The sequence below is a fragment of the Streptomyces sp. rh34 genome, from assembly GCF_002551245.1.
Classification (GTDB): Bacteria; Actinomycetota; Actinomycetes; order Streptomycetales; family Streptomycetaceae; genus Streptomyces.
The window spans coordinates 1-12,999 of the sequence record NZ_NTGZ01000069.1 but is presented as its reverse complement, the minus strand read 5'-3'; the positions used below and the strand labels follow the sequence as shown (position 1 = coordinate 12,999).

Genomic DNA, 12,999 nt, shown 5'->3' with positions numbered 1-12,999 from the left:
TCCGCCCGCCGTTCCGCCTGTCATGTCGGTCATGGAAAGGAGTCTGTACCCCGCCACTGACAATCGGCCGGAGAAGCCCCGAGGAGCAAGGCCGCCCGCGGCTATCCCTGATAATCCGCGGGGCGCGACGCCTTGATCGAGTACATCAGCGGGATTCTCGGCCGGCCCGCCGGAAAGCGGTAGTGGCCGTCCGCGTGGCGCTCCAGCGTGCCGAACCGCTGGACGAGCGAGGAATCGTGCTCATGGAGGAATTCGATCCGCAGGCCGGCCGCGGCGAGCGCCGTGACCACCCGCCCCACCGGGTGCTGCCACTCGACGCTGCGGTTGTGCACGGTCGGCGCGTCGAGGTCGGCGTACGTGCCGGGCGTCTCGTCCACCCAGGCGTCGCGGCTGAAGTAGTCGTCGGTGACGACCGATCCGGTCTCGTCCATCGAGTCGGTCAGCGGATGGAACTCCGCGAGGTAGAGGAATCCGCCGGGCGCGACCAGCGAAGCGGCGGTCTCGGCCCAGCGGTCGAGGTCGGGCAGCCAGCCCAGCGCGCCGATGCCCGTGTAGACGATGTCGTACGCGGGGTCGGGGACGGCGGCCGGTGCGTCGTACACGTCGGCCGCGACGAACGACGCCCGGTCCGGGCCCAGTTCCAGCGACCTGGCCAGGCCCCGGGCGGTCTCGACGGCGGGCTCGGAGAAGTCGAGGCCCACCACCTGTGCGGCGCCGCGTCGCGCCCAGGAGAGGGTGTCCAGGCCGAAATGGCACTGGAGGTGCAGCAGGGTCTTCCCGGTGACGTCGCCGACCTCGGCCAGCTCGAAGGCGCGCAGCACGTCCTTGCCCGCCAGGAACGCGTCCAGCTCGTAGTAGTCGCTCGCCACGTGGATCGGCACGCGTTCGTCCCAGCGCGCGCGGTTGGTGTCGCGCCAGTCGTCCGGAGTCGGAGAGTACATGTCCGGAAAGCTACCCACTGGCCCAGGAAGGGCGCGAGTGGATATTCGGCGCTCCCCAGTCCCATGAGGACGGAGTACGCGGACTCGGCCGGACGGCCCGGAGCGGCGTCCACCACGGAAATCCCCGCCTACGACTCTCCGGCAACCGAGTCCCCACGAACGGAAAACCGATAAGTCGATGGACGTCGGTACTGGTCATCGCGGTGCGGCGCTCCAGGGGCCCAGCGGGCCGGGGAGGGGCGGAAGGGGACCGATCCATCGGGCTCGGTCCGATCGATCGATCGTCCCGTCCGCCTGGACCGGCAGAGCCGGAATAGCTCATTCTCCTTTTCTGCCGTGCGTGAACGGAACGCCTCGACTCCCCCGGTGAATGCGTGTGAATGCGTGTGAATTCGTACACAGGCGATTGCACCGGGGCCCGGAAGGACGGCTTCGCCTCCCTTTCGGTCCGTACGTGCGGACCGAAAGGGGAATTCGGGCGCACGATGGCGACTTCACGTCGACTTCACGTCTTCTGAATCCCGTCACGGGCCTGCCGCGGCATCGGGTTGGATGGGGGCATGACGACTGATGCAGCAGCTGTGCCCGACTGGGAGATGCGGTTCCGTGCGCCGCGCGTCTCCCTGCCCGACTGGGCCGAGGACGCCCCCGACCGCGCGCTGTTCGTCTCCAACGCCACCGGGACCTACGAGCTGTACGCGTGGGACCGGGCGAGTGGGCGGCAGCGCCAGGTCACGGACCGGCCGAACGGCACGACGGACGGCGTGCTGACGCCGGACGGCGAAGCGATCTGGTGGTTCAGCGACACCGACGGCGACGAGTTCGGGGTGTGGATGCGCCAGCCGTTCGGCGGCGGGGAGGACGAGCCGGCCGCCCCGGGCCTCGCCCCCTCCTACCCGGCGGGCCTGGCCATCGGACGGGACGGTTCGGCGGTGATCGGCCGCTCGACCGACGAGGACGGCACGACGATCCACCTGGTGCGGACGCCGGGCGCCGAGCCCGTCGAGATCTACCGGCACCGGGAGTCCGCGGGGGTGGGGGACCTCTCCCACGACGGGACCCTGATCGCGCTGGAGCACACCGAGCACGGCGACGCGATGCACTCCGCGCTGCGCGTGGTGCGCCCCGACGGCTCCACGGTGGCCGAGCTGGACGACACCGAGGGCGGCACGAAGGAGCTGGGGCTCGCCGTACTGGGCTTCGCCCCGGTGGCCGGCGACACCCGGCTCCTTGTCGGGCACCAGCGCCGGGGCCGCTGGGAGCCGATGATCTGGGACCCGGTCGCGGGCACGGAGACCGCACTGCCGGTCGACCTGCCGGGCGATGTGGGGGCCGAGTGGTATCCGGACGGCTCCGCGCTGCTCATCGAGCACGGCTTCGAGGCCCGCAGCGAGCTGTGGCGGTACGAGCCGGGGGCCCCGGAGCCCGTGCGCGTGGAGACGCCCGCCGGCACGGTGTCGGGCGCCACGGCCCGCCCGGACGGCACGGTGGAGTACCTGTGGTCCTCGGCCGAGCGGCCGCCCGTGGTGCGGTCGACGAGCGGCGCGGTGGTCCTGGACCCGCCGGGCGCGAAGGCCCCGCCGTCGGTGCCCGTCGAGGACGCGTGGGTGGACGGGCCGGGGGGCAGGATCCACGCCCTCGTGCAGAAGCCCGCCGCCGGCGAAGGGCCCTTCCCCACGATCTTCGAGATCCACGGCGGCCCGACCTGGCACGACAGCGACGCGTTCGCCTCCGGGCCCGCGGCCTGGGTGGACCACGGCTTCGCGGTCGTCCGGGTCAACTACCGGGGCTCCACCGGTTACGGCCGCGCCTGGACGGACGCGCTGAAGCACCGGGTCGGCCTGATCGAGCTGGAGGACATCGCCGCCGTACGGGACTGGTCGGTGGCGTCGGGGCTCGCGGACCCGGAGCGCCTCGTCCTGGCGGGCGGTTCCTGGGGCGGCTACCTGACCCTGCTCGGGCTCGGTACCCAGCCGGACTCCTGGGCGCTGGGCCTGGCCGCGGTGCCGGTCGCGGACTACGTCACGGCGTACCACGACGAGATGGAGGCCCTGAAGGCGATGGACCGCACGCTGCTGGGCGGCACGCCGGAGGAGGTTCCCGAGCGCTTCGAGGCCTCGTCCCCGCTGACGTACGTCGACGCGGTGCGCGCCCCCCTCTACATCTCGGCGGGCGTCAACGACCCGCGCTGCCCCATCCGTCAGGTGGAGAACTACGTGGACCGGCTGGCGGCGCGCGGCGCGGTCCACGAGGTGTACCGGTACGACGCCGGGCACGGCTCGCTGGTGGTGGAGGAGCGGATCAAGCAGGTGCGGCTGGAGTTGGAGTTCGCCCTCAAGCACCTGGGAGGAGGCGTCGTCGCCGCCTCCCAGGGCCCCGAGGCGGGCGTAAGGGCGGAATAAATGGCGGACCCCGCTCCGGGAGTCCGGGGCGGGGAACCGTACCTTTGAGGGGTGTACCGGTTCCTGCTGACCCCGCGATGGTGGGGGATCAACCTCTTCGTCGTGCTGGCCATCCCGTTCTGCGTGTTCATGGGCACCTGGCAGCTCGGCCGCTTCGAGGACCGTGTGCAGTCGCACGAACAGGCGGAGAAGCAGCCCGATCCCAGCACCCGGGCCGCGAAACCCCTGGACGAGCTGCTGCCCGTCGACAAGGTGACGTCCGGCCGCCCGGCCGTCGCCACGGGTACGTACGCCGACCAGTTCCTGGTGCCCGGCCGCGAGCTGGAGGACCGTCAGGGCTTCTACGTCCTGAACATGCTGCGCACGGACACCGGCAAGGCCCTGCCGGTGGTACGGGGCTGGCTGCCCGGATCCGCGAGCGGCGCCCGGGTGCCCGCCGCGCCGGAGGGCGAGGTCACGGTGACCGGCGACCTCCAGGCCTCCGAGAACGCCCACAGCGACGGCGTCGACGTCCGGGGCGGGCTCCCCGGGGGCCAGGTCGGCATGATCAGCGCCGCGACCCTGGTGAACCTCGTGCCGTACGACGTGTACGACGCCTGGGTGACGCTTCCCGAGGCCGAGGCGGGCGGCACGGGCGGTGCGATGAAGCCGGTGCCCGCGGCGGCCCCCGAGGGCAGCGGCCTCGATCTGAAGGCCTTCCAGAACCTGGGGTACACGGGCGAGTGGTTCGTCTTCGCCGGCTTCGTGCTCTTCATGTGGTTCCGGCTGGTGCGCCGCGAGGCCGAGGCCGTGCGCGACATCGCGCTCGGCCTCGTCCCGGAGGACCCGGCGGCCCCGGAGGACCTGTCCGCCCAGGCGGCCCCCGAGAACCCGTCGGCCCCCGAGGACCCGGCCTCGCCGGACTACGACGTGGCGAGCACGCCCGTACGGTAGATCGTGCCGGAGCAGGCGTTGGGGATCTTCGTCTCCGCGGTGGGCGCTCCCGCCTCCGGGGTGTGCGTCACGGCGACGCTGCCCTCCGCCGTGCCCCCGCCGTCCTCGTGCAGCGCCTGCGTGTCGACGCCGGAGGGCTGATCGGTGCCCCCCTCGCCGACCGGTCCTCCGGCCCCGTCCGCCGACGGGGTCGGGCTCGGCGAGGGGTTTTCGGTCGGACAGGTGTCGGTCGGCACCCAGGCGAACCGCACCTCGTACGCCATGGCCGGCTTCAACAGCACCGTGCCCGGCTCCCGCGAGGGGTCGGGCAGCCCCGGGGCCGCGTCGCCCGCCGCGTGCTGGACCACGCCGATCTTGAGCGGGTCGGCCGCGCCCATGGCGGTGAAGCCGACCGTGCCGTTGCTGCTCACCGTGCAGTCCGTGCCGGACACGTTGGCGATCTTGAAGCTGCCGTAGACCGTGCCGTCGGCGCCCGGTGCGTCGGTACCCGCGGACGCGACGCCGAGCTGGCTCGGGTCGCAGACCGGCAGGGAGGCGAAATCCGCGCTCGGGGAGTCGGTCGCCTCGCCCGTCACCGCGCCGTCGGGGTCACTGCCCTCGCCCTTGGTGGGGCTGGGATCCGGGGCGGCCTCGCCGGTGCCGCCCTCGCTCCCGCGCTCGATGGGCGGCACGGTCCGCCGGCCGGGCGCCTCGGGGCCGGTCTCGTCCCCGTTGCCGCCCTGGGCCTGCTCGCCGTGTCCGGCGATGGCGGGGCGGGCGGTGGACGCGCCGTCCGAGGTCGCGACGTGGACGAAGGCGGGGACGGCGGTACCGATCAGCAGGGCCGCCGCGGCCGCCCCGACGACGGCCTGCCGTCGCCTGGCCCGACGGGCGGGGACGGCACGGTGGAGGTGGTCGAGGGTCCCCTCGGAGGGAGCCAGCTCCCGCACCGCGCCGTGCAGCATGCGGCGCAGGGCCACCTCGTCCAGCTCGTCGGAGGCGGGTGCGCCCCGGTCACGGCCGAAGAGGTCGGTCAGCGTGCCGACGAGGGCGTCGTCCGGCCCCGCGGAGGACCTGCCGGAGCCGGGAGCCCTGCCGGTGTCCGTGCTGGAGCCGGTCTCGTCGGCGTCGGCGGTCTCGGCGCTCACGACGGTCTCCGCATCCGAGTCCGTGTCCGTGCTCGGATCCGTATGCGCGTCCGCCGCGGCTTCCGCCGTCCCCGGGTCCCGCTCGTCGGGGTCCTCGGCGGCCTCGCTGTCCGCCCCCGCGGGCGGCACGGTTTCCGGGGTCGCGTCCGGCTCGGACCCCGCGCTCCCGCCGTGCGGGCGGTCCGGATCGGTGTGCGGAGTCTTCTCCGGCCCGTGGTTCACAGTTCTGTTTCCCGTCGGGTCATTCTCGTGCCTGTGCTCGTCGCGCTGCTCGGGCCCGCTCATGCCTGGGCCTCCATCACGACGCGCAGCGCCGCGATACCCCGGGAACCGTACGCCTTGACCGAGCCGAGCGAGACACCCAGCGTCTCGGCGACCTGGGCCTCCGTCATGTCCGCGAAGTAGCGCAGCACCAGCACCTCGCGCTGGCGTCGCTGGAGCCCCTTCATCGCCTTGATCAGCGCGTCCCGCTCCAGCTGGTCGTAGGCGCCCTCCTCCGCGCTCGCCATGTCCGGCATCGGCTTGGAGAGCAGCTTCAGCCCGAGGATGCGGCGGCGCAGCGCGGAGCGCGAGAGGTTGACCACCGTCTGCCGGAGATACGCGAGGGTCTTCTCCGGTTCGCGGACCCGGCTCCGCGCGGAGTGCACGCGGATGAACGCCTCCTGCACCACGTCCTCGCAGGACGCGGTGTCGTCCAGCAGCAGGGCCGCGAGGCCGAGCAGGGAGCGGTAATGGGCGCGATAGGTCTCGGTGAGATGGTCGACCGTGGTTCCCGCTGCCACCGTCTCCTCAGCGCCCCCGCGCTGCGAGGGCAACTGTGCCGCACGTGCGGCGGGCATGGGCGCGATCACCGGCATGCCGCCGGGCGCACGGGGCCGCCGGAGCGGACGCGTCGACGCGCCTCGCAACGGGCCCACCACTGTGATGTCGAGAACCTCTGCTGCCACGCCTGTTGGACACACTGCCCCCCGTCAGGGTTGTACGCGTACGGCGCCACGTTCGACGCTGTGCGACATGCCCTCATACGTACCTGCTCTTCCCCAAATGCCCCGTCATAGCGTCTGGCCACGCAAGAAGTGACCGCATAGACGCAGCCCGGCCGAGGTGCGGTTGCAGATGGCCGGGAGATCATCGTCGGATACGACAACGCCCCAGCTCAAGAGGTTCAGACCAGCAAATTGCTCATAGGGCGTTCACAGATCCTACAAAACAGGTTCGATCACGCCCGGGGAAATTCGGCGGCGACCGATTCGGCGATCTGCGCCACGTTCAAAGCCGCACCTTTTCGGAGATTGTCACCGCAAAGGAACATTTCCAGGGCATGCGGGTCGTCCATCGAACGCCGGACGCGGCCCACCCACGTCGGGTCGGTGCCCACCACATCGGACGGAGTGGGGAAATCTCCGGACGCCGGGCTGTCGAAGAGCACCACGCCGGGGGCGGTCGCCAGGATCTCGTGCGCCCTGTCGACGGCGATCTCGTTCTCGAAGCGGGCGTGGACGGACATCGAGTGCGTGGCGATGACGGGGACGTACACGCAGGTCGCGGTGGCCTTGAGATCCGGCAGGCCCAGCACCTTGCGGCATTCCTCGCGGATGGCGATCTCCTCGGAGGACCAGCCGTCCCCGGCGTCCGTACCGGCCCAGGGCACGACGTTCAGGGCGACGGGTGCGGCGAACGGGCTCGCCGTCGCTTCCGTACCGTCCCCCAGGGCCCGGCGTACGTCCCCGGGGTGGGTGCCGAGCTCCGTGCCGGCCACCAGCGCCAGCTGCTCGCGCAGGGCCGCGACGCCGTCCCGGCCGGCGCCGCTGACCGCCTGGTAGGAGGAGACGATCAGCTCGCGCAGCCCGAACTCGGCGTGCAGCGCGCCGATCGCGACGATCAGCGACAGCGTGGTGCAGTTCGGGGACGCGACGATGCCGCGCGGCCGGAGCCGGGCGGCATGGGGGTTGATCTCCGGGACGACCAGCGGCACGTCGTCGTCGAGGCGGAAGGCCGCCGAGTCGTCGATGACGACGACACCCTTGGCGGCGGCGATCGGGGCCCAGCGGGCGGACACCTCGTCCGGCACCAGGAAGAGGGCCACGTCGACGCCGTCGAACACGTCCTCGGCGAGCGCGAGGACCTCGCTCTCCTCGCCGCGCACGACCAGCTTGCGGCCGGCCGAGCGCGGCGAGGCGACGAGTCTGACCTCGCCCCAGACATCCGCGTGCTGCGAGAGGATCCGGAGCATCACACCGCCGATCGCCCCGGTCGCGCCGACGACCGCGAGCGAAGGGCGGTGTCCGGTCATCGGCCGGTGCCTCCGTAGACGACGGCCTCGTCGGAGTCGCTGTCGAGACCGAAGGCGGTGTGCACGGCGCGGACGGCCTCGTTGACGTCGTCGGCGCGGGTGACCACCGAGATGCGGATCTCGGATGTCGAGATCAGCTCGATGTTCACGCCCGCGTCGGACAGCGCCTCGAAGAATCCGGCCGTGACGCCCGGGTTGGTCTTCATGCCGGCGCCGACCAGGGAGATCTTCGCGATCTGGTCGTCGTAGCGGAGCGAGTCGAAACCGATGGTGCTCCGGGTCCGCTCCAGGGCGTCGATGGCCTTGCGGCCCTCCGCCTTGGGCAGGGTGAAGGAGATGTCCGTCAGGCCGGTCGTCGCGGCGGAGACGTTCTGCACCACCATGTCGATGTTGACCTCGGCGTTGGCGATGGCGCGGAAGATCGCGGCCGCCTCGCCCGGCTTGTCCGGGACGCCGACGACGGTGACCTTGGCCTCCGAGACGTCGTGGGCGACTCCGGAGATGATCGCGTGCTCCACCTGCTGGTCCCCTTGCGGCTCGTTGCTGACCCAGGTGCCGCGCAGTCCGGAGAAGGACGAGCGGACGTGGATCGGGATGTTGTAACGGCGTGCGTACTCGACGCAGCGGTGCAGCAGCACCTTGGAACCGGACGCGGCCAGCTCCAGCATGTCCTCGAAGGAGATCCAGTCGATCTTCTTCGCCTTCTTCACGACCCGGGGGTCCGCGGTGAAGACGCCGTCGACGTCGGTGTAGATCTCGCAGACCTCGGCGTCCAGCGCGGCGGCCAGCGCGACGGCGGTCGTGTCCGACCCGCCGCGGCCGAGGGTCGTGATGTTCTTGCCCTCCTGGCTCACGCCCTGGAACCCGGCGACGATGGCGATGTTGCCCTCGTCGATCGAGGTCCGGATGCGGCCCGGCGTGACGTCGATGATGCGCGCTTTGTTGTGGACCGAGTCGGTGATGACACCGGCCTGGCTGCCCGTGAACGACTGGGCCTCGTGGCCCAGGTTCTTGATCGCCATCGCCAGGAGGGCCATGGAGATCCGCTCGCCGGCGGTCAGCAGCATGTCGAATTCACGGCCGGTAGGCATCGGAGACACCTGCTCGGCGAGGTCTATCAACTCGTCCGTCGTGTCGCCCATCGCGGACACCACGACAACCACTTGGTTGCCGTTCTTCTTGGCGTCGACGACTCGCTTGGCAACCCGCTTGATGCCCTCGGCATCGGCTACGGAGGAGCCTCCGTACTTCTGCACGACAAGGCCCACGTGCGCTCCTCGCTCAGTCATTACTGCGGTCGGCTCAGTTTAACGAGCAGCCCGGAATCGACCCGCTCATATCAGCTGATGAGATGTCCCGCTCATCAGCCGGTACGGCGTGTCGCCCCGAACCGCTCGTACGGGGCTGTTGCCCACGCAGCCCGGGAGCACTCCCGTTTGTGTCCCAGCCCACACCGTCCGCAGGAAATGCGCGAGTCGGGACCCGTCGGACGGATGAGGGGCGAGCCCCCTCATCCGTCCGGCGGGCGCGTACGCCGCGGCTTACGGCAGCTGCTGTATCTCCGTCTCGGACAGCACACCCTCGTAGGCGTACACGCTGTCCACGACGCCCTTCAGGTGCTCACCCCAGCCGTCGGCGGTGCGGCCCCGGCCGAGCTGGAGCCCACCGGTGCTCTTCCAGGCGGCGTCGAAGTCGGCCGTGCCGCCCTCCGCGTACTTCACCCCGTCGAGGTAGAAGGACACCTGGTTCCGCGAGGCGTCGTGGACGACGGTCACCCGGTGGCCCACTCCGATGTCACCGTCGGGCCACTCGATCCGGCGGAGCACGGTCTCCGGGGCTCCCGGTTCGTCCGCGTGCGCCAGCACCAGGTCCCAGCTGGAGTTCTCCGGGTCGAAGCGCACCTTGAACGCGTCACCGTGCTCCCCGCCCTGGGAGATCGCCGTCATCGGCCCCGCAGGGGCGTCGTCGGTGAGCCGGACGCGGGCGCTCACGGTGAAGCTCCCCGAGGTGTCGACCACCGGCGCGTCCGTGGCCGCGTGGCCCGAGACGCCGTCGAGACGGAGGTGCCCGTCGCCCTCCAGCGGCCAGTCCTGGACGCAGTCCGGGTCGAAAACGTCGCAGGGATGGTCGAGGCGGAAGATCGAGGCGCCTGCTCCCAGCTTCACGGGGGCGCCCCCGCCCGTCTCCGGGGCGAGGCCGTCGGGCGCGGTGTCCAGCGCCCAGTGGCCGACCCGCCGCGCGGCACGGGTCGCGAGGGCTGTCAGCTCCTCCGGCACCACGATTCGGTCGTACGCCCGTACGTCACCGATCTCGCCCTGCCAGCGGTCCCGGTAGCCCCGCGCCCCGCGCGCCCGGCCGATCTGGAAGTCGCCCTCGCCCGCCACGGGGACGGCGGCCGTCTCCTCGCCGACCGCGCGGCCGTTCACGTACAGCCGGGCCGTGCCGGTCCCGGCGTCGTACTGGCCGAGCACGTACGCCCAGTCGCCGGTCTCGGGCAGCCCGCCCGTGACCCGCGCCCCGCCGACGGCGAACGACCACGCGGGGGCGGTACCGGCCTGCGTCAGCCCGAGCGCGAAGGCACGCCCCGTGCCCGCGTCCTGCGAGAGGACCGTACGGGTGCCGTTCACGCTCGCCGGTCGCACCCAGCCGCCGACCGCGAAGTCCTTCGCGGTGTCGACGACGACCGGGGCGCCCGGGGTCAGGAAGCCGTGGCCCGTTCCGTCGAGCGAGGCGGTGGAGGTGAGCGGGGTGCCGGAGGGCGCGGGCGCGCCGAACGCGACCCCCGCACCGGCCCGGGCCGCGGTGCCGTTCTCGGCGGCGGCCGAACGGGAACCCGTCGCGTCGGCGAGCTTCCACCGGGCCACGGGCGCGGGCCCCTCCCCGGTCCGGAAGGTGTAGTCGGTGCGCGGGCCACGGTTGCCCGCGCGGTCCTGCGCCTGCACGGAGAGGACCTGGACGCCGGACTTCTCCGGCACGAAGCTGATCTCGGCCGAACCGTCGGGCCGGACGTCGGCCATGCGCGGCAGCTCACCGTTGAAGGAGCAGGCGAATCCGACGATGTCCCCGGCCTGCGCCGTGAAGCGGAAGGTCCCCCGGACCCCGGCGCCGGGCGTCCAGGTGTTGTCGTCCGGATAGTCGGAGGAGGTGACGACCGGGACGTCGGGGATGGTGCGGTCGTACACGAACTCGCAGGGCGCGCCCGGCCCTTCGCTGCTCCAGGCGGAGACACCCGCGTCGTTGACGGCCCGCACCCGCCAGGACACGACGGTCTCGTCGGGGATGGTGGTCGGCAGCTGCCAGCTGAACGGGGCGGTGTCGAGCATCGTGCTGGTGGTCGTGGTCACGCGCTCCTCGACGCCGCCCTCGCCCTGCCACCACGCCTCGAACTCGCCCCGGACCCGGCTTGCTTCACCGGGCTGCCCGCCCCCGGGTCCGTACAGCCGCGCCGTCACCCGCGGCACGGAGCTCACGTACGGCCGTTTCCCGCCGGATACGCACGCCGAGTTCTCCGTCGCCAGATCGGCGATCTGCGGCTGCTTCGGTGGGAGCCCGGCACCCGCCGCCAGTACGGTGCCCGGCGTCGCCAGCACCGTCCCGGCGGCGATCACGGCCGCTACGGCCGCCTGTCTCGCTCGTCCGTGTCCTGTACGTCCTGCCATGCGCGTTCCCTCCCCGGTTCTGCCCTTGAAGATCGGAGATCAAGAGCTGAGCGAGGTTAACAACCGGACGCGACACCGCCACTGGATATCTGGTCCTGGGGGTCATGGCGTCGCCTCCTTGCCTCCATGGGGCCCCGACGGGGATCTCCCGCACGCTCATCGGCGCGGCCTCGGAGCCGGAAGGACCGGGCGGGCGGTGGCCGAGCGGAGTTCGGCCATGCGGGCGGCGACATCGACCTCGGCGCGCGGCCGGGCCAGGAAGGTGTCGGGGACGTCGCCGGTCAGGCCCATCGCCTCGTCGCGGGCGATCTCGGCGCGGCAGTCGCGGCAGACGCCGTGGTCGAGCGTGGTCGTCGTCTCGTCCTCGTCGCAGAACAGGCACATCATCACGATGTTCACGATCTGCTCGCTCGGGTGGTCGTTCTCCGGCCGGGGGGCGGAGCTCGGCGGCATCTTGGTCTCCAGTCGTTTACGGAGGAGGGGTCCGGCGGAGTGCACGGACGGCGGCAGGCCCGAGGTCAGGGCCTGGGTGATCTGTTCGCGGCCGACGCCGCGCGCCAGCCACTCCCCGACCAGGTGTTCCAGCTCCACGCAGTCGCCCTCGGAGAGCTGGAGCCGGGGCTCGCGGCGCCCGAGCCCGGCGAGCACGTCGTACGCCTCCGAGCGCGGGGCGCGCACACCGGGCTCGGGCTCCTCGGCCGTCTCCGCGGCAGCCGGCGCCGGGGGCTGGCCGGGCGCGTCCAGGCCCCGGACGAACCGCACATGGGCGGCCCACCAGTCGGCGTCGCGGGCGGTCCGGGAGAAGTACGTACGCGTCACCCAGCGCATCTGACGGTCGGGCAGGGTGACTTGGACCCGGACGCGCCGCAGGTGTCCGGAACGGGTCAGCCGGTCGAGCGCGCTGCGGCACGCCTGCTGTCCGTAGTCCGGCAGCTCCTCGGCGAGCACTTTGTAGCCGATCGCCGCGCCTTCGGGGAGCCGGTCGATGTACCCGGCGATGGCCGCCTCACGCGGCTCCAGACCGGCGAAGTCGTCGGCGCGGGGCGAGGCTTGGTCGGGGGCGTGACGCTTCCCGTACCCGGCTTTCGCCATGGGGTGGGCGGGCGCGCGCAGGGCGGCACTAAGGTTGGCGGCAGCCATGGGGGATCGACTCGCATTCGATCTCGTACGGTCAGACCCCGGTCGGTGTTGGTAGCACCACCGGGGTTGTCCGTTTTACGGATAGTGGGTTGCTGATCGTGAACCTAGAGCGTGCGTACGCTCCGGCGCAACCTGGTCACCAACCGTCACTTCCGGTCGAATTCGCGCAGCCCACTGGGCGGTTCGGGATCTGGTCAGGGAGCGGGGAGGGAGGGTGGGCGGGTTGAACCCAACCACCCATTCCTACAGAGAGAGCTCGAAGCCCGGTGCTCGCGGCTCGGGGCTTGAGCCTCGGGCGGACCTGCGGGATTACCCCCGGGCGGGACACAGGGCCTCAGGTCGCCACCCCGCCGCCTCCGTCGCGGTCGCGTCGTACGTCCTCCCGGATCCGCTCCGCCATCAGATCGGCGAGCGGATCCCTCACGTCCCAGGAGTGCGCGGCCGGGTGCCGGTCGTACAGCATGCAGGCGTCCCCTTCCTTGACGGACAGCCGGTGGATGACGG

The 12,999-nt window shown here is 71.9% G+C and carries 9 protein-coding genes; 2 read left to right on the top strand and 7 right to left on the bottom strand.

All coding sequences use genetic code 11. The annotated features are described in order from the left end of the window. Positions 1-101 precede the first annotated feature (101 nt). A complete protein-coding gene (locus CR470_RS15525) occupies positions 102-941 on the bottom strand; it encodes a class I SAM-dependent methyltransferase (protein ID WP_097868183.1) in 840 nt (279 codons plus the stop codon). A 560-nt stretch (positions 942-1,501) separates the two neighbouring features. Between CR470_RS15525 and CR470_RS15520 the strand changes: the two genes are divergently transcribed. Both CR470_RS15520 and CR470_RS15515 read left to right on the top strand, forming a co-directional pair. Then, the gene (locus CR470_RS15520; protein ID WP_097868182.1) at positions 1,502-3,343 is read left to right on the top strand and encodes a S9 family peptidase; all 1,842 of its coding nucleotides are present in this window, start codon (positions 1,502-1,504) and stop codon (positions 3,341-3,343) included. Between the two features lie 51 nt (positions 3,344-3,394). Further along, positions 3,395-4,276 carry an SURF1 family protein gene (locus CR470_RS15515; protein WP_097868181.1) on the top strand — a complete coding sequence of 294 codons (882 nt, stop codon included), beginning with the start codon at positions 3,395-3,397 and terminating at the stop codon, positions 4,274-4,276. Here the strand turns inward: CR470_RS15515 and CR470_RS15510 are convergent. From CR470_RS15510 to CR470_RS15485, 6 genes are all read right to left on the bottom strand, one after another. Then, positions 4,246-5,688 (bottom strand): hypothetical protein, encoded by a 1,443-nt coding sequence (locus tag CR470_RS15510; RefSeq protein WP_097868180.1) that lies wholly within the window; start codon positions 5,686-5,688, stop codon positions 4,246-4,248. The two genes, CR470_RS15515 and CR470_RS15510, sit on opposite strands and share 31 nt — an antisense overlap. Continuing rightward, positions 5,685-6,260, bottom strand: a complete 576-nt coding sequence (locus tag CR470_RS15505; protein ID WP_097868179.1) for a SigE family RNA polymerase sigma factor — start codon at positions 6,258-6,260, stop codon at positions 5,685-5,687. The genes CR470_RS15510 and CR470_RS15505 overlap by 4 nt, the downstream gene beginning before the upstream one ends. A 362-nt stretch (positions 6,261-6,622) precedes the next feature. Then, positions 6,623-7,696, bottom strand: a complete 1,074-nt coding sequence (locus CR470_RS15500; RefSeq protein WP_097868178.1) for an aspartate-semialdehyde dehydrogenase — start codon at positions 7,694-7,696, stop codon at positions 6,623-6,625. Then, positions 7,693-8,964 carry an aspartate kinase gene (locus CR470_RS15495; RefSeq protein WP_097868177.1) on the bottom strand — a complete coding sequence of 424 codons (1,272 nt, stop codon included), beginning with the start codon at positions 8,962-8,964 and terminating at the stop codon, positions 7,693-7,695. Before CR470_RS15495 ends, CR470_RS15500 begins: the two co-directional genes overlap by 4 nt. Before the next feature lie 273 nt (positions 8,965-9,237). Beyond that, a complete protein-coding gene (locus CR470_RS15490) occupies positions 9,238-11,355 on the bottom strand; it encodes a LamG domain-containing protein (RefSeq protein ID WP_097868176.1) in 2,118 nt (705 codons plus the stop codon). 156 nt (positions 11,356-11,511) lie between these two features. Continuing rightward, entirely contained in the window at positions 11,512-12,495 is a 984-nt protein-coding gene (locus tag CR470_RS15485; RefSeq protein WP_257138679.1) for a hypothetical protein, read from the bottom strand. Positions 12,496-12,999: the final 504 nt, after the last annotated feature.